Below are 15,794 nucleotides of genomic sequence, written 5' to 3' on the forward strand. Positions count from 1 at the left end.
CGCGGAGGCGCGGGGCGTCGGGTCTCTGTCGGTTCGCCTACGCGGCGGGGGTGAAAAACCTCAGTTCTTCGAGATGAAGCACTGGCCGCCGGCGGCCTGCAGCTGCGTGCACATGGTCGCGGCGTTCTCGCGGCTATAGGGGCCGATGCGCAGCCGGTAGACGGTCTTGCCGCCGGCGAGATCGGTCTTGCGGATGATCGGCGCCTGGCTGCCCAGCACATCGGGATATTTGCGCTGCAGGGCCGCGAAGGTCGCACGGGCCTCGGCCTCGCTGCCCGGCGCGCCGAGCTGCACGGTGAAGTCCCCGGTGCCGCTGCGGATCGCCTGGGTGGCGGAGGGCGTCGCGGCGGCGGGCGCCGGCGTGGTGGCGGCCGGAGCGGCGTTCGCCGTACGCAGCGGCGGGGCGGGCGTCGTCGCCGCCGGCGCGGGGGTCGTGGCGCGATCCTGCACCTTGGGAGCGTCCGCGGCCACCGGAGGGCGCGGACGCGGCACGGGGGCGAGCTGCGTCGCGGCATTGCCCGGAGTGGCCGCGGCACCCGGAGACGGGGTCGAGCCGGTGACGATGCCCGCCGCGGCGGCGCCATTGGCCGGAGCCGCCGGCGTGCCGTCGGGCCGGATCGAGACGGTGCGGACCTTGCGCGGCTCGCCCAGCCCCGGAACCGGCGGGACCGGCGTCAGCGCGGGCTCGGAGGGGGTCGGCAGCCGGTCCGGCACGCCGGGGGCCGAGGCCAGCGGATTGCTCGCGGTCTCGCCTGCGCCGGTGCCCGGGCCGGGCAGGATCACGCGGGCCGGCATGCTGCGCGCCGCCTGCTGCACGTCGACGGGCTGCTCCTCCCGGCTCACCACTTTGGTCTCGGCCTGCGGCGCCTGTGCGGTCCGCTCGTAGATCTGCTTGTTCTGGTTCGGAATTTCCTTGCCGCCCGGATTGACCGGTTCGACCTTCATCGGCGCGGTCTCGGCGGCGATCACGGGCGGCTTGCCGTCGCTGCCGACGCTCGGCGCCCGAAAGGTCATGGCCGCCCCGACGCCGACGACGCCGACCGCGATCAGGCCGACGGCCGTCCACAGCCCCTTGCGCGACCGGCGCGGCTTGAGGACCGGCAGATCCTCCTCCGGACCCAGCCCCTGCTCGCCCTGCCCGCTCTCGCCATAGGCGTCGGCATAGGCGGGATCCGGCTCATAGCCGTTCGGCTGGGCATAGCCGCCATCCTGCGGATAGCCCTGATCCTGGCGATAGGCGCCGTCCTGGCCATGCGTCTGGCGCTGCGCATAGCCCTGCTCGTGCTTATGCGCGGCGAGCTGGTCGAGGTCGCGCGGGCCGGCTTCACCGACCGGCTGGCCCGGGCCGCGCCCATAGGTTTGCGGGCCCGGCTCGTCATCATAGGCCGGCTCCGCCGGCGGCACATAGACGGCGGCCTGGGGCTTGGCGGGGGTGCCGCCATCGTTGCGGCGCAGCAGCGCCTCGAACTCGTCGAGCGCGCCGCGCAGCTCGGCCGGAGGGGCAGCCTCCGGCGCAGCCGGGAAGGAGGGCTCGCGCCGGCTTTCCGTCCAGGCGGCGGGTGGCGCCACCGGCGGCGCGGCGGCCGCGGCCGGCGCCGTCGCAGGCGCGGCCGGACGGGAAGTTCGCGGCGCGAACAGATCCTTCAGCGGATCGTCCTGGCCGACGATCCGCGTCAGCTCCGCAAGCGGATCGCTCGCCTGGCCCGGCCGTGGCGCCTGGGCCGCGCCGCGCAGCTGCCGCTCGAGATCTTCGAGATCGAGGGCGAAACGGTTTCTTGCTGGCTCACTCATGGCATGATCCATTCCAGCACGGGCACACCCGACGAATGGAACGCCGAACGCCGCATGCGGTCAATCTGACCTCGTGCGCGCTGCCGGCCGAGCGACCTTCAGCGCATCTCTTCCGGCGCCGCGACACCCGCGACAGCCAGACCGGAAGCAAGGACGCTGCGCACCGCATGCACGAACGCCAATCTCGCTTCAGTCGACTTTCGATCAGTTTGATTAACGAACCGTAATTGCGGCGACTCTTTGCCCTTGTTCCACAGCGAATGGAAGGCGCTGGCCAGTTCGTGGATGAAGAACGCGATCCTGTGCGGTTCATGCGCCGCGGCCGCGCCCTCAATGACCCTGGGATAGGCGGCGATCAACTTGATGATCGCGATCTCCGCCTCGTCCGTCAGCAGGCCGAGATCGGCCGCGGCCAGAGCGGCCGGCGCCAGATCGAGATCCGGGAAGGCCTCGCGCGCCTGCCGGAAGATCGAGGCGCAGCGGGCATGGGCATATTGCACGTAGAAGACCGGATTGTCCTTCGACTGCTCGACCACCTTGGCGAGGTCGAAATCGAGCGTCGCGTCGTTCTTGCGGAAGATCATCATGAAGCGCACGGCATCGCGGCCGACCTCGTCGATGACCTCGCGCAGCGTGACGAAATCGCCGGAGCGCTTCGACATCCGGACCTGCTCGCCGTTCCGCAGCAGCCGCACGAGCTGGCAGAGCTTGACGTCGAGCGCCCCCTCGCCGCCGGTGACGGCCTTCACCGCCGCCTGCATGCGCTTGACATAACCGCCGTGGTCGGCGCCCCAGACATCGATCATCTGGGTGAAGCCGCGCAGGAATTTGGAGCGGTGATAGGCGATGTCGTTGGCGAAATAGGTGTAGCTGCCGTCCGATTTCAGGAGCGGCCGGTCGACGTCGTCGCCGAAGCGGGTGGCGCGGAACAGCGTCTGCTCGCGATCCTCCCAATCCTCGTCCTTCTGCCCCTTGGGCGGCGGCAGGCGGCCCTCATAGACCAGCTCCCGCGCGCGCAGATCGGCGATGGTCGCGCCGACCTCGTCCGCCCCGCCATCGACCGCCTGCAGCGAGCGCTCCGAGAAGAACACCTCGTGGACGACGCCGAGCGCGGCCAGATCCTCGCGGATCATCGCCATCATCCCGCTGATCGCGGCAGCGCGCACCGGCGGCAACCATTCCGACTCGGGCTTGGCCAGAAGCGAGACGCCGTGCTGCGCGGCGAGCGAGCGGCCGACGGCGACGAGATAGTCGCCGGGATAGAGCCCCTCGGGGATGGTGATCGTCTCGCCCAGCGCCTCGCGATAGCGCAGGAAGGCCGAGCGGGCGAGCACATCGACCTGCGCCCCGGCATCGTTGATGTAGTATTCGCGCGTCACCGCATGGCCGGCGAAGGCGAGGATATTGGCGAGCGCGTCCCCGAAGACGGCGCCGCGGCCATGGCCGACATGCATCGGCCCGGTCGGGTTGGCGGAGACATATTCGACATTGATCTTCGGCAGCGGCTTCGCCTCGCCCCTGCCATAGTCCAGCCCGGCCTCGACGGCGTGCTTGAGGATGGCGGTGAAAACCGCGGGCTTCAGCGTCAGATTGATGAAGCCGGGGCCGGCGATCTCGGCCGAGGCCACCTCCGGCGCCTCGCGCAGGATCTCGACCTGCAACTTCGCGAGATCGGCCGGCCGCATCCCGGCCGCCTTGGCCATCACCATCGCCGTGTTGGTGGAGATGTCGCCATGGGCCGGATCGCGCGTCGGCTCGACCACGAATTTCGGCAGGTCCCCGCTGATCCCGATGGCGCCCGAAGCGACCAGCGCCGCATTCGCCGCCTGCACACGTTCAGCGATGATCTTGAAGATTTCCATGGTTCCGCCTTGGCCGATCGGTGGTCATCGCTTCGCAGCCCCCGGCCGGAGGCGCCGCGACAGCGGCGAGCGATGGTTCAGGAGGTTCGCCCGCAATCGGGAGCGACCTGCGCGACACCGCGTCGCGGCGCCTCCGGCCGGGCCGGGAGGGCCCGACCGCCGGAACTGCGCGCCCGCCCCTATCGCAGCGCGGGAGTGGCGTCAAACAGGCGCCGGTGCTCATCCAGCGCGTACCAGTCGGTCATCCCCGCGATATAGTCGGCGATGCGCCGCGCCCGCCGCGCCTCGTCCAGCCCCGCGCAGCTCGTCGCCCATTCCGGTGGCAGCGCGGCGGGATCGGCCATGAACCGCGCGAACAGGTCGCGGACGACCTGCGCCGCCTGGTCCCGGATCAGCTGGATGCGGCTATGCCGGTACATATTGGGGTAGAGGAAGGCCTTGATCTCGCGATCGGCCTCGGCGAACGCCGCGGAGAAGGCGATGACGGGCGCCCCGGCCCGGCGGATGGCGTCGGCATCCTGCGGCGCCAGCGCCATGATCCGCGCGCGCGATTGCGCCAGCACATCCTCAACGAAGCGCGTGATCACCCGCCGCACCAGCTCGTTCGTGGCCCTTGCCGGCTCCAGCACCGGATGCAGCAACGCGATCTCGTCGAGCAGCGCGGCCAGCAACGGCACGATGCGGAGATCCTCGAGCGCGAACAGCCCGGCCCGCAACCCGTCATCGATGTCATGGGCGTTATAGGCGATGTCATCGGCCAGAGCCGCCGCCTGCGCCTCGGCCGAGGCGTAGCTGTCGAGCCAGAGATCCTGCCGGGCCTGATATTCGACGATGGCCGCCGGGATGCCGCCGTCGCGGTAGCGCTCGGTCGGCCGGCCATCCGTTTCGAGCAGCGGCCCATTATGCTTCACCAGCCCCTCGAGCGTCTCCCAGGTCAGGTTGAGACCGTCGAAGCCGGCATAGCGCCGCTCGAGCCGCGTCACGATCCGCAAGGTCTGGGCGTTGTGGTCGAAGCCGCCGAAGCCGCTCATGCAGGCGTCGAGCGCATCCTCGCCGGTATGGCCGAAACAGGTATGGCCGAGGTCGTGCGCCAGAGCGAGCGCCTCGGCCAGATCCTCGTCCAGCCCGAGCGCCCGCGCCAGCGCCCTCGCGATCTGGCCGACCTCGATCGTATGCGTCAGCCTCGTCCGGAAATGATCGCCCTCATGCGAGACGAAAACCTGCGTCTTGTGCTTCAGCCGGCGGAAGGCGGTGGAGTGGATGATTCGGTCGCGGTCGCGCTGGAAGGCGCTGCGCGTCGGGGAAGCCGGCTCCGCCACCAGCCGGCCGCGGCTGCGGCTGGAGCGACAGGCATAGACCGCCCGCCAGCGATCGCCGGGCTCCAACTCGCGGCTCTCGAACTCCCGCATGGCGGTCCTGTCATCCCCGGCGCGCCGCATTGAGGTTAGCGACCCTCATCCAAGCCGGGCCCCGGACGATCGCGCGCCGCGGCACCCGTCAGGATACGAGGGTCGAGGCTCCCATGCGACGGCCTGTCCTGTCACTGAGGCGCCGCTTGTAGAGGCGCGCCTGCGCAATTACCTTTGGGAGCAAGTCAGGTGCAAGCCTCGTCCGGCGACAGAGCCTCGCGCTCGCCGCCTTTTCGACGCGGTCCCACCATCCCAGCGATCCGGGAGTTGTCATGTCGACCGATCTTCAGCTGAATCCGCGCGGCATCGCCGTGACCGACAAGGCCGCGAGCCGCATCCTCTCGGTGATGGCCAAGGAACCGGCCGGCTCGATGCTGCGGGTCAGCGTCGCCGGCGGCGGCTGTTCGGGCTTCCAGTACATCTTCGACATCGACCGGGAAAAGGCCCCGGGCGATCTGGTGATCGAGCGCGACGGTGCGACGGTGCTGATCGACGAGACCTCTCTCGATCTCCTGGAAGGCTGCACGATCGACTTCGTTGACGATCTCGTCGGCCAGTCCTTCAAGATCACCAATCCGAACGCGACCAGCTCCTGCGGCTGCGGCACGTCCTTCGCGCTCTGAGATACCGCGCCGTTCGGGCGCTCCGACTTCGCCGCTCGGCGCTCGGGCATTCAAGGCCGGTCGGCCGGGCCCGGTGCAAAGCGCCTTGACCGGCCCGCTCAGTGCGAGACCGGCGCCCCGCCCTGCTCCAGCCGGATTTCGGCGGCCATCAGCCCCTTGGGGCCCGGTCCATAGCGCACCAGCACGATTTGGCCCGGGATCAGCTCGACCAGCCCGTAGCGGCGCATCGTCTCCATATGCACGAAGACGTCGGGCGAGCCCTCGCCCTTGGAGACGAAACCGAAGCCGCGCAGCCGGTTGAACCATTTCACCACCATGCGCTCGAGCCCGCTGGTCGGCGTCACCGTGACATTGGTCCGCGGCATCGGCAGCTCGGCGGGATGGCGCGCCGCCGTCGTGTCGATCGACAGGACCCGCACCGCCTGGCGGCCCCGCGGCTTCTCGATCGCTTCGAGTACGATGTGAGCGCCTTCGGCTATGGCATTGAAACCGTCGCGCTTCAGGATGGTGACATGGACCAGGATGTCGGCGCCGCCATCCTCCGGCACGACGAAGCCGTAACCCTTGCTCACGTCGAACCATTTGACGTAGCCGGCCAGCTCGACGCCATTCTCCTGGCCGAGCCCCTCCGGCCCATCCAGTCGCATGACGCGGTTGAGCGACTGGATCGGACCCATGGGTGGACGCCCGTTATCGCCGAACTCGTCCGACATGTGCCGCTCACCCCCGCCCGAATGGCTTGATTCGTGCAGCGAAGATACCATCGCTGGGGAGTCGGGATACAGCCCGCCGGCGTTCATCCACATGCGGAATGACATTTTTGCCATAGTCGCTGACGCAAGGGAGGCTTATGCTTCGCACTAGGACATTATGCGAAGCTGATGCAGCGCAGGGAGTTGCCGAAATCGCCATGCCCGATGCAACGACGCTAGCCCTGTTCAGCCTCGCCAGCTTCGTCCTGACGGTGACGCCGGGCCCCGATATGCTGCTGATCGCGTCCCGTAGCCTGAGCCAGGGCCGGATGGCCGGGCTCGTGACCTATCTCGGCATCGCCTGCGGCAGTTACCTCCAGGCTTTCGCGGCGGCGCTCGGGCTGTCGCAGCTCTTCCTCCTGGTACCGGCGGCCTATGACGTCCTGCGCTGGATCGGCGCCGCCTATCTCGCCTGGCTCGCCTTCGTGACGTTGCGCGCCGCGACGCCGCTCGCCTCCGGGATCGGCGCCCAGCCGCGCATGCCGAACCGGCGGATCTTCCTGCAGGGCTTTCTGACCAATCTGCTCAACCCCAAAATGGCGCTGTTCATGCTGGCGCTGCTGCCGCAATTCCTGAAGCCGGAAGCCGGCTCGGTGCTCCTGCAGGTCATGGTCCTGGCGACGATCCTCAATCTCGCCGGGCTGCTGACCAACGGCATCGTCATCCTCGCCGCGGGCCGGCTCGGCCATGCCCTGGCCGCGCGCCCCGCTCTGGCCCGGCTGCCGCAGAGGCTGATGGGCGCGGTGTTCGGCGCGCTGGCGCTGCGCCTGGCCCTCGCCTCGCGAGATTGACGCGATGCACCCGACGGTCGGCAAGGTCGTCGAAGAAATCCCCCACGGGCTTCTCGAAAGCCCGTTCGTGCCGGTCGTGCTTTCGACGGTCGGAGTCTTCGACGCGCGCTATCTGCGGGCGAGCCCGGCCTTCCTCTCGCTGGTCGGCTGCAGCTGGGAGGAGATCGCCTCGGTCCCGCTGGTCGGACAGGGCGCGGCCCTGAGCAATCCGGCGCGTGACCGCCGGCTGATGCTGCTCGATCTCGAAGGCGGCTATCTCGCCGAGCGCGCCACACTGCGCCATGCCTCGGGCCGGCTGATCGAGACTGTGATCACCGCGCAGCGCCTGTGGATCGACGGCACGGCGCTGGATCTCGAGATCTTCCAGCCGCTGCCGCGCTGATCAGGCGGCGCTCAACCGGCCAGCGGGCCGAGCGCGGCCCCGATCTCGGCGCGCACCACCAGATCGGCGATCGCGTCGAGCTCGGTCGGCTCGCGGTTGACGATGACGAGCCTGGCGCCCTTGCGCTTGGCGATCACCGGGAAGGTCGCGGCCGGAAACACCACCAGCGACGACCCCACCACCAGGAACAGCTCCGCCTCCATGGTCAGCGCATGGGCCTGGCGCATCTGGGCCTGGGGCATCGCCTGGCCGAAGGAAATGGTCGCGGATTTCACCGGCCCGGCGCACATCATGCAGGCCGGTGGCTCGCCGCTCGCCTCGAAGGCCGGGCGAATCGCAGCGAGCTCGTGCCGCCAGCCGCAGGCCAGGCAGGTGGCATAGGTGCCGTTGCCATGGAGTTCGACGACGCGCTCCTCCGGCACGCCCGAGGCCTGGTGCAGCCCGTCGATGTTCTGCGTGATCAGCCCCGGCGAGCGCCCCTCCTCGACCAGCCGCGCCAGCGCGGCATGGCCGCGATTGGGCGCCGCGTCGCGATAATGATCGTCCATCGCGAATTTGCGCCGCCACGCCTCGATCCGCGCCTCGCGGCTCGCCAGGAAGGCCTCGAACGGGATCGGCTTGTTCGTCATCCAGGGCGAACCCGGCGTGCGGAAATCGGGCACTCCCGATTCGGTGGAGATCCCCGCGCCGGTGAAGGCGACCACCGAGCGCGCGCGGTCGAGCAGAGCATGGAGCTCGGTGATCGCGTCTGATGTCTCGTCCTGCATCATCCATCCTGGTTGGGGCGTGGTCCCCTCATGATATGGGGCGGGGCCGCCTTGCCTTCCAGGCGATTGACGCCGCCGCTGCGTCATCCCAAAGCTGGCCGATGCAGCACGCGCCGTTGAATCCCGACCTCCTCGACACCGCCACCCCGCCGATCCCGCAGGCCCAGGGCTGGGCCCGCGCCTATGACGGCAAGGCCGGCCCGCTGATCGACCTGTCGCAGGCGGTTCCCGGCGCGCCGCCCCCCCAGCCGCTCCTGGACCGGCTGGGCGAGGCCGCGGCCTCGCCGGATGCGACACGCTACGGGGCGATCACCGGCGACATGGCGCTGCGCGAGGCCTATGCGGCGGAGCTCTCGCGCATCTATGGAGGCGCGATCGCGGCGCCGGAGACGCTGATCACCTCCGGCTGCAACCAGGCCTATGTGGTGACGATGATGGCGCTGGCCCGGGCCGGCGACAATGTGCTGCTGCCGACGCCCTGGTACTTCAACCACGAGATGACGCTGACCATGCTCGGCATCGAGCCGCGCGCGCTGCCCTGCGACCCGGCTTCCGGTTTCGTGCCGGCCGTCGCCGATGCCGAGCGGCTGATCGACGAGCGCACCCGCGCCATCGTCCTGGTCACCCCCAACAACCCGACCGGCGCCGTCTACCCGCCGGAGACGATCGCCGCCTTCGCCGCGCTCTGCGCCCGCCGCGGCCTCTGGCTGGTGCTGGACGAAACCTATCGCGACTTTCTGCCTGCGGCGGTTGAGAGGCCGCATCAGCTGTTTTCCGCAAGCGGCTGGCAGGATTCCGTGATCGGGCTCTACAGCTTCTCGAAGGCCTATGCCGTTCCCGGCTGGCGGCTGGGCGCGATTACCGCCGGCGAGCGGGTGCTGGCGCAGATCGCCAAGGTGCAGGATTGCGTGCAGATCAGCCCGGTCCGCGCCGGGCAGGCCGCGATCCTCTGGGGGATCGACGGCGTCCGCAGCTGGCGCGAGGCCAACCGCGCGGAGATCAACGCCCGCGCCAGCCTGTTCCGCGAGACCATGGCACCGCTGGCGGGCTGGCGGGTGCTGGCGGCGGGGGCCTATTTCGCCTATGTCGCGCATCCCTGCCAGGCGCCCGCGGCCGATGTGGTGCGCGATCTCGTGCAGCAGCGCGGCGTGCTGGCGCTGCCCGGCCCCTATTTCGGTCCGGGACAGGAGCAGCATCTGCGCATCGCCATCGCCAATGTCGGCGCCGACCGGATCGCGAGCCTCGGCGAGCGCCTGAGCGGCTTCGGCACCTAGCCGCGAGAGGTGGCCGCCTCAGCGAAACATCCCGGCATAGCGGTCGCGATAGGCATAGGCGAGCAGGCCGCCGCAGAGGACGAGGATCAGCGCGACCGGGATGCCGACCGTGTTGATGGTCAGGTGAAACGCCACGATCACCGCCATCACCGGCGCGAGCAGCGCCAGCCCGAAAGCCGGGACGATGTTGAGCAGCAGGCTCAGCGCCCCGAGCAGGTTCACCGTCTTCAGCATCGGCCAGAAGAAGCCGGAATTCTGCAGCGCCGCCTCGAAGACCCGCCCCTGTTCGGTGACCGGCGGATGGATCAGATGCTGCCCGCTCGCCAGCCACCAGAACCCGTCGACGGCGCTGACGGAAAACAGCAGGCCGAGCACCAGGCGCGGCGCGGTCACGAGCAGAAAATGGCGCATGGTCGCCCCCCCGGTCGACAGTCTCGCCGAGACCTATCGCCGCAGGTAAAACCCTGTCAATCCATGACCTTACGGCATGTTGTTCGCGGATCGCGGCCATCCGGACCCGGGCTGCGAGCCGCGCCTGAACCGCGCGCGGCTCCCCGGCGCCCGATGGCTCACATGGTGGCGCCGATCTGCCAGGGCACGAACTCGACATCGCCATAGCCGAGCTGCTCGGACTTGCTGCGTTCGCCGGAGGCCACCCGCAGCAAGGTCTCGAAGATCTCGCGGCCCTTGGCTTCCAGCGTGACGCCGTCGAGAATATCGCCGCAGTTGATGTCCATGTCGTCGATCATCTTCTCGTAGATCGGCGTGTTGGTGGCGAGTTTCACCGAGGGGGTCGGCTTGCAGCCATAGGCCGAGCCGCGCCCGGTGGTGAAGGCCAGGATATTGGCGCCGCCCGCCACCTGCCCCGTGGCCGCGACCGGATCGTAGCCCGGCGTGTCCATGTAGACGAAGCCCTTGTCCTTCACCTGCTCGGCATAATGATAGACCGCCGCCAGCGTCTTGGTGCCGCCCTTGGCCGCGGCGCCGAGCGACTTCTCGAGGATCGTCGTCAGCCCGCCGGCCTTGTTGCCGGGCGACGGGTTGTTGTTCATGTCCATCCGGGCGCGGGCGGTATAATCCTCCCACCATTTGATGATCGAGACGAGCTTCTCGCCGGTCTCCCGGGTCGCGGCGCGCCGCGTCAGCAGATGTTCGGCGCCGTAGATCTCGGGCGTCTCCGACAGGATCGCCGTGCCGCCATGCTCGACCAGAATGTCGACGGCGGCCCCGAGAGCGGGGTTGGCGGTGATCCCGGAATAGCCGTCCGAACCGCCGCATTGCAGCGCCAGCATCAGCTCCGAGGCCGGCACGGTCTCGCGTACGGCGCGATTGGCGATCGGCAGCATGGTCTTGAGGGCATCGATGCCGGCGGCGACCGCCTTGCGCGTGCCGCCGGTCTCCTGGATCGTCAGCGTGCGGAAGACATCGCTCTCCTCGACGCCATAGGCGTCCTTCATCCGCTTGATCTGGAAGCCTTCGCAGCCCAGCCCGACGACGAGCACGGCCGCCATGTTGGGGTTGCAGGCATAGCCCCAGGTGGTGCGCTTCAGCACCTCGAAGCTCTCGCCATTATAGTCGATGCCGCAGCCGGTGCCGTGGGTCAGCGCGATCACCCCGTCGACATGGGGGTAATCAGCCAGAATGCCTGAACGCTTGACCTCCTCCGCCATGAAACGTGCGGCCGAGGCGGAGCAGTTCACGGAGGTGAGGATGCCGACATAATTGCGCGTGCCGGCCTTGCCGTCCTTGCGGCGGAAGCCTTCGAAGGTCGCCTGCTGCTCGATCGGCAGCACGAATTCCGGCTTGGCCTCGGCACAGAAGGCGTAGTCGCGCTCGAAGGCGTGGAAGCCGGTATTATGCTCGTGGACCCAGTCGCCCGGGGCGATCTCCTGCGTCGCGAAGCCGATGATCTGGCCGAATTTGCGAATCGGCTCGCCCGTCGCGATCTTCGCCAGCGCCATCTTGTGGCCGCGCGGGATCCGCTTCAGCGCCGTCACGCCCTGGGCGGTGACGCCGAGATCGACCGGATCGACCGCGACCGCGACATTATCCGCGGCGTTGAGCTTGAGCATGCGCGGGGGGATGGCTTTGTCGAGCATCGGCTTGCAACCATGGCTGGGAGCTGCGGAGCCCGCAGCGACAGACACAGACATGCGCCTCCCGCGCCTAGTTTTCAATCGGTTGAATGAAAGCCCACGGTTGACTGCAAGCACGCTGCGCCCCCCGGCGCCCTGACGCAAAAAGCCCGGCCTCGCGGCCGGGCTTCGATCATCTGGAGTGGTCCGGGCTGCCTGAGCAGCCGGCCTCAGCTCACTTGGTGGCCGGAACGGCCTTGGCGACGATGCCCTCGAACGGCTTGTAGGCGTCCTTGGCCAGGGCGGTGTAGAGCTCGCCCATCTTGGTCATCTGGGCGACGGCGCCCTCGAAGGCGGTCTTGACGTAGTCGGCCTGGATCTCGATGGCCTTGTCCAGGGTCTTCACGCCGGCCAGCTTCTCGAGCGTGGCGGTGGAGGCCTCGAAGGACTTCTTGGCATAGTCGGTCGCCTCGACGGCGATCGTCTGCACGCCCTTGGAGGTGACGCCGAAAGCCTTCAGGGCCGCATCGACGTTCTCTTTGGAGGCCTTCTGGATGGTGTCGAACTGCTGCATCATGTCTGTTCCCTCGGCACCGCGGTGCCGCCTCTTGCTGACGAGCCGAACGGCTCGGGTTCCTCGCCCCAAGGTCGGATGAGCCTGTCATCACCGGGACCGCCCTCATATTGTGCAGCGCACAATGAATGTCAAGGGCACATTGCGCTGCGGCATTCCGGAACCCGAGCGTTCAAATTTTACGGGCTTAACGGGTCCGTAACCGCGTCGGCCTAACCTCCCTCACTGTGTCCTCCGCGCCACGCCGTTGCGGGCCGAGGGACAGGGGACGTGAGTTCTGGGGTTGAGGCGAGTTCATGGTTTTTGGTTGCGTTGGTTCCCGGCGCGCGCGGCTTCGCGCGGTCGTCGGCCTGATCGGCATCGTGGCGGTGGCGCTGAGCGCGGCCTCTCCCGCGGAAGCGGCGCGCAAGAAGAAGCGCCCGGCCGCCGGTGGCTATTCCCCGCCCTACGCCGCCATGGTGGTGGATGCCCGCACGGGCCGCACCCTGCACGCGGTCAATGAGGATGCGCCGCGCATCCCGGCCTCGATCACAAAGGTGATGACGCTCTATCTGCTGTTCGAACAGCTCGAGCGCGGCCGCTTCTCGATGGATTCGGAATTCACCGTCTCGTCCTATGCGGCCCGCCAGGCCCCGTCCAAGATCGGCTTCAAGCCGGGCGAGACGATCGAGGTGCGCGACGCCATCATGGCGCTGATCACCAAATCGGCCAATGACGTCGCCGTCGCCATCGCCGAGAACGTCGCGGGCTCCGAGGACGAGTTCGCCAGGATGATGACGGCCCGCGCCCGCGCGCTGGGCATGAGCCGCACCGCCTTCTACAACCCCCATGGCCTGCCCCACAGCCCGCCGAACATCACCACGGCGCGCGATCTGACGATCCTGGCCCGCGCCATCCAGGAGCGTTTCCCGCGCTATTATCCGATGTTCTCGGCCCGCGCCTTCAACTTCGCCGGCGGCTCCTACCGCAACCACAACAAGCTGCTCGGCCGGGTCGAGGGCGTCGACGGGATCAAGACCGGCTACACCCGGCTGTCGGGCTTCAACCTGATGACCTCGGCCAAGTCCGAGGGCCGCCACATCGTCTCGATCGTGCTCGGCGGCCGCTCCGGCGCGCAGCGCGACCGGATCATGGCCGATCTCGTCGTCGCGACCTTGCCCAAGGCCGCGACCTCGGGCCGCGCCTCGACCCTGGTGGCGGAGGCGCCGGAGCCCGAGGCACCGCGCCGTGCCCCGGCGCCGGTCGCAGCGCCTGTGCAGCCCGCCGCGCAGGTCGCCGCTCTGCCCGAGCCGGCGCCCCGCCCCGTGCCGCGCCCGCAATTCGAGCAGGAGGCTCCGCTTCCGGCCGCGGCCCGCGCCTATGCGCCGACCACCACGCCTGTCGCTCCGCCGCGCCCGGTCGGCGTCAACGCGCCGCCGCTGCAGCTCTCCAACATGCGCCCCGTCGCCGCCACCACCACCACCCCCTCGGCGATGCGCTGGTCGATCGGCGCGCCCGCCGCCGATGGCAAGGTGCTGCGCCCGCCGGCGAATGTCGACGTCACCTCCTCGATCGCCAAGCTCCCCGAGCCTGCCGCCGAGACCCGCCCGGTCGCTGCCGTTCGCGCCGAGCCCGCCCCGGTGACCGCGATCGCCAAAGCCGCTCCCGAGAAGCAGGCCGCCGAAAAGCCCCAGGCCGAGAAGGCGGAGTCGCGGTCCGCCGCTCTGGTCGCCGCCGGCAAATGGGTGATCCAGCTCGGCGCCACCGATGACGAAGCGAAAGCCAAGGAGATCCTGGCGCGGGCCCGTGCCAAGGCCGCCGGTCCGCTGGCCGATGCCTCGGGCTTCACCGAGAAGGTCGAGAAGGGCGGCTCCACCCTTTTCCGCGCCCGTTTCGCCGGCTTCGACGACTCCAAGGACGCGAATAACGCCTGCGCCCGGTTGAAGCGCGACGGCTTCGCCTGCTTCGCCACCCGCAGCTGATCGTCAGGGATAGGAGAACTCGATCATGTCGTCCCATTCCCACACCCTGAACCAGCCGCTCTCCTCACTGAAGAAGGACGTCCTTGGCCTGGTTGACGCGGGCGGCAAGCCAGCCACTGCCCCCGGCATCCGGGTGGATGCGCTTCATCAGGGTCCGGTGGGCCTCGCGGACCGCCTGCTCGCCCGCCCCCGGCTGAAGCCCCAGGATCTCGTAGGCCTCCTGCTGCGACATCGCGCCAGGGCCCGGCGCGCCGCCCTGCCCCGCGTCGCGGTGACGATCTGCGTCTTCACGCCAGCCGGGCGTCCGGCGGTCGAGATAAGCCTCTAGCAGCCGCGCCCCGTCCTGGTCCTGCGCCAGCAGCTCGCGCAGCAGGACCTTGATCTCGGTCATCGTCAGGCTGTCCAATTCCCGCCCGGCGAAGGCGCCCTGCCGGACCGCGCCGGTCATGCCGCCGCTGTCATGGTCCAGCTCCATGGCCAGCCAATCCGAATTGACCTTCGAGCGCGCGCCGGGGGTCGCCGCCGCGCCGTCCCAGGGCCAGCGCAGGCCGCCGGGACCGACGGCGCTCCAGCCGAGCAGCCAGGTTCCGAGCCCGCCCATCAGCATCGCCATGTCGAGCCGGCCGCGCAGCATCAGCAACGCCGCCACGCCCAGGGACAGGACCCCGCCCCCGGTCTTCACCGCCTTGGCCAGCATTTTGGGATTGGCGCTCGCGAACAGCTTCGACAGCCACCAGATCAGGATCAGGACCGCCACCCCGTACAGCAGGCTCACCGCTTGCCCCCATCCATCGCCGTGAGCAGGCCCCTCGCCCCGGGGCTGGCATCGGCCAGCCGCTGCAGCGCCTCGCGCCCGCCGCTGGCATAGGCCGCCGCGCCGCGCAGCAGCTCCAGCAGCGAGGCCGGGGCGTGCACGTCGAAGCGCGCATGCGCCCCGCCCGTCAGGCGCGCCATCATGGCGAAGGCCGCGCTCGCCGCGGGATCATGGCCCTCCTGGAACAGGAAGCCGCGAATCCCGCGCAGGCCCAGCTCCCCCGCCAGGGCCGCCAGCGCGTCGACATTCTCCTCCATCGCATCCCCGACCAGCACGAAGGCGCGGATCGGCACCGTCGCCGCCTCGTCGCGGATATGCTTCAGCACGCGGTGGATCTGCGTCTGTCCGCCCTCGCAGGCGATCCGGCTCATCAGCCCGGTGAGGCGTTGCGGCTCGCCGACCCAGCCGGAGGCGCGGCATTCCATCATCCCGCGGAAATAGACGAGTTGCACCGCCAGGCCGCCGCTCCCGGCGGCGACCTCGAACATCCGCGCCTGGAGCGAGCAGGCGAGGTCCCAGGTCGGCTGGCGGCTCATCGTCGCGTCGAGCGCGAAAACCAGCCGCCCGGCCTGGCCGGTGGCCAGCGGCGCCAATTGCTTCGCCGCGCCGAGAAAGCGCTCGATCTCGCCGGGCGCGGACTTCCCCGCGGGGACGCTGGCCTGCGTCGCCCTCACCCTGTCCACGGCACGGTCGGATCTGTCGCTCATCGCCTCGAATGC

At 69.4% G+C, this 15,794-nt stretch carries 15 protein-coding genes; 5 read left to right on the plus strand and 10 right to left on the minus strand.

What is annotated here, in order from left to right; all coding sequences use genetic code 11:
- Window positions 1-60 precede the first annotated feature (60 nt).
- The 3 genes from ASG72_RS16720 to ASG72_RS16730 form a co-directional block, all read right to left on the minus strand.
- The gene (locus ASG72_RS16720; RefSeq protein ID WP_156396008.1) at window positions 61-1,791 is read right to left on the minus strand and encodes an SPOR domain-containing protein; all 1,731 of its coding nucleotides are present in this window, start codon (window positions 1,789-1,791) and stop codon (window positions 61-63) included.
- Window positions 1,792-1,889: 98 nt separating this feature from the next.
- Window positions 1,890-3,653: an arginine--tRNA ligase gene (gene argS, locus ASG72_RS16725; protein WP_056714353.1), complete on the minus strand. Its 1,764-nt coding sequence runs from the start codon at window positions 3,651-3,653 to the stop codon at window positions 1,890-1,892.
- A 179-nt stretch (window positions 3,654-3,832) separates the two neighbouring features.
- Complete coding sequence (locus ASG72_RS16730; RefSeq protein WP_056714920.1) at window positions 3,833-5,062, minus strand: deoxyguanosinetriphosphate triphosphohydrolase; 1,230 nt, start codon at window positions 5,060-5,062, stop codon at window positions 3,833-3,835.
- Between the two features lie 272 nt (window positions 5,063-5,334).
- Here ASG72_RS16730 and ASG72_RS16735 point away from each other — a divergent pair, with 272 nt between their 5' ends.
- Window positions 5,335-5,685 carry an iron-sulfur cluster assembly accessory protein gene (locus ASG72_RS16735; protein WP_056714356.1) on the plus strand — a complete coding sequence of 117 codons (351 nt, stop codon included), beginning with the start codon at window positions 5,335-5,337 and terminating at the stop codon, window positions 5,683-5,685.
- Between the two features lie 98 nt (window positions 5,686-5,783).
- Here ASG72_RS16735 and ASG72_RS16740 read toward each other — a convergent pair whose 3' ends face one another.
- Window positions 5,784-6,332 carry a cold-shock protein gene (locus ASG72_RS16740; protein ID WP_056714923.1) on the minus strand — a complete coding sequence of 183 codons (549 nt, stop codon included), beginning with the start codon at window positions 6,330-6,332 and terminating at the stop codon, window positions 5,784-5,786.
- A gap of 263 nt (window positions 6,333-6,595) precedes the next feature.
- On the opposite strand from ASG72_RS16740, the gene ASG72_RS16745 reads away from it, so the two are divergent.
- Window positions 6,596-7,228 carry a LysE family translocator gene (locus tag ASG72_RS16745; protein WP_056714360.1) on the plus strand — a complete coding sequence of 211 codons (633 nt, stop codon included), beginning with the start codon at window positions 6,596-6,598 and terminating at the stop codon, window positions 7,226-7,228.
- A gap of 4 nt (window positions 7,229-7,232) precedes the next feature.
- Window positions 7,233-7,610, plus strand: coding sequence for a hypothetical protein (locus ASG72_RS16750; protein ID WP_056714362.1), 378 nt, complete (start codon window positions 7,233-7,235; stop codon window positions 7,608-7,610).
- 11 nt (window positions 7,611-7,621) lie between these two features.
- Here the strand turns inward: ASG72_RS16750 and ASG72_RS16755 are convergent, their stop codons facing one another.
- Window positions 7,622-8,380 (minus strand): Sir2 family NAD-dependent protein deacetylase, encoded by a 759-nt coding sequence (locus ASG72_RS16755; RefSeq protein WP_056714365.1) that lies wholly within the window; start codon window positions 8,378-8,380, stop codon window positions 7,622-7,624.
- A 113-nt stretch (window positions 8,381-8,493) separates the two neighbouring features.
- On the opposite strand from ASG72_RS16755, the gene ASG72_RS16760 reads away from it, so the two are divergent.
- A complete protein-coding gene (locus ASG72_RS16760) occupies window positions 8,494-9,651 on the plus strand; it encodes an aminotransferase (protein ID WP_348271596.1) in 1,158 nt (385 codons plus the stop codon).
- 18 nt (window positions 9,652-9,669) lie between these two features.
- Here the strand turns inward: ASG72_RS16760 and ASG72_RS16765 are convergent, their stop codons facing one another.
- The 3 genes from ASG72_RS16765 to ASG72_RS16775 all read right to left on the minus strand — a co-directional run bounded on the left by ASG72_RS16765 (window position 9,670) and on the right by ASG72_RS16775 (window position 12,303).
- Window positions 9,670-10,062: a hypothetical protein gene (locus tag ASG72_RS16765; protein ID WP_056714371.1), complete on the minus strand. Its 393-nt coding sequence runs from the start codon at window positions 10,060-10,062 to the stop codon at window positions 9,670-9,672.
- A 158-nt stretch (window positions 10,063-10,220) separates the two neighbouring features.
- On the minus strand, window positions 10,221-11,750 hold the full coding sequence (locus ASG72_RS16770) for an altronate dehydratase family protein (RefSeq protein ID WP_056714374.1): 1,530 nt from the start codon (window positions 11,748-11,750) through the stop codon (window positions 10,221-10,223).
- 211 nt (window positions 11,751-11,961) lie between these two features.
- On the minus strand, window positions 11,962-12,303 hold the full coding sequence (locus ASG72_RS16775) for a phasin family protein (protein WP_056714377.1): 342 nt from the start codon (window positions 12,301-12,303) through the stop codon (window positions 11,962-11,964).
- Window positions 12,304-12,596: 293 nt separating this feature from the next.
- On the opposite strand from ASG72_RS16775, the gene ASG72_RS16780 reads away from it, so the two are divergent.
- Window positions 12,597-14,261 carry an SPOR domain-containing protein gene (locus tag ASG72_RS16780; RefSeq protein ID WP_056714380.1) on the plus strand — a complete coding sequence of 555 codons (1,665 nt, stop codon included), beginning with the start codon at window positions 12,597-12,599 and terminating at the stop codon, window positions 14,259-14,261.
- A gap of 64 nt (window positions 14,262-14,325) precedes the next feature.
- Here ASG72_RS16780 and ASG72_RS16785 read toward each other — a convergent pair whose 3' ends face one another.
- Entirely contained in the window at window positions 14,326-15,036 is a 711-nt protein-coding gene (locus ASG72_RS16785; RefSeq protein WP_056714383.1) for a hypothetical protein, read from the minus strand.
- A complete protein-coding gene (locus tag ASG72_RS16790; RefSeq protein ID WP_056714385.1) occupies window positions 15,033-15,782 on the minus strand; it encodes a hypothetical protein in 750 nt (249 codons plus the stop codon). Before ASG72_RS16790 ends, ASG72_RS16785 begins: the two co-directional genes overlap by 4 nt.
- Between the last annotated feature and the right edge of the window lie 12 nt (window positions 15,783-15,794).

It is taken from the genome of Allobosea sp. Leaf344, assembly GCF_001426225.1.
Lineage (GTDB): Bacteria > Pseudomonadota > Alphaproteobacteria > Rhizobiales > Beijerinckiaceae > Allobosea.

What these genes read in the sequence shown, in the direction of transcription:
- ASG72_RS16775 (WP_056714377.1), bottom strand. Translation starts at nt 12,303, where the DNA reads ATGATGCAGCAGTTCGACACCATCCAGAAGGCCTCCAAAGAGAACGTC.
- ASG72_RS16770 (WP_056714374.1), bottom strand. Translation starts at nt 11,750, where the DNA reads ATGCTCGACAAAGCCATCCCCCCGCGCATGCTCAAGCTCAACGCCGCG.
- ASG72_RS16740 (WP_056714923.1), bottom strand. Translation starts at nt 6,332, where the DNA reads ATGCGACTGGATGGGCCGGAGGGGCTCGGCCAGGAGAATGGCGTCGAG.
- ASG72_RS16735 (WP_056714356.1), top strand. Translation starts at nt 5,335, where the DNA reads ATGTCGACCGATCTTCAGCTGAATCCGCGCGGCATCGCCGTGACCGAC.
- ASG72_RS16730 (WP_056714920.1), bottom strand. Translation starts at nt 5,062, where the DNA reads ATGCGGGAGTTCGAGAGCCGCGAGTTGGAGCCCGGCGATCGCTGGCGG.
- ASG72_RS16750 (WP_056714362.1), top strand. Translation starts at nt 7,233, where the DNA reads ATGCACCCGACGGTCGGCAAGGTCGTCGAAGAAATCCCCCACGGGCTT.
- argS (WP_056714353.1), bottom strand. Translation starts at nt 3,653, where the DNA reads ATGGAAATCTTCAAGATCATCGCTGAACGTGTGCAGGCGGCGAATGCG.
- ASG72_RS16790 (WP_056714385.1), bottom strand. Translation starts at nt 15,782, where the DNA reads ATGAGCGACAGATCCGACCGTGCCGTGGACAGGGTGAGGGCGACGCAG.
- ASG72_RS16720 (WP_156396008.1), bottom strand. Translation starts at nt 1,791, where the DNA reads ATGAGTGAGCCAGCAAGAAACCGTTTCGCCCTCGATCTCGAAGATCTC.
- ASG72_RS16755 (WP_056714365.1), bottom strand. Translation starts at nt 8,380, where the DNA reads ATGATGCAGGACGAGACATCAGACGCGATCACCGAGCTCCATGCTCTG.
- ASG72_RS16780 (WP_056714380.1), top strand. Translation starts at nt 12,597, where the DNA reads ATGGTTTTTGGTTGCGTTGGTTCCCGGCGCGCGCGGCTTCGCGCGGTC.
- ASG72_RS16745 (WP_056714360.1), top strand. Translation starts at nt 6,596, where the DNA reads ATGCCCGATGCAACGACGCTAGCCCTGTTCAGCCTCGCCAGCTTCGTC.
- ASG72_RS16765 (WP_056714371.1), bottom strand. Translation starts at nt 10,062, where the DNA reads ATGCGCCATTTTCTGCTCGTGACCGCGCCGCGCCTGGTGCTCGGCCTG.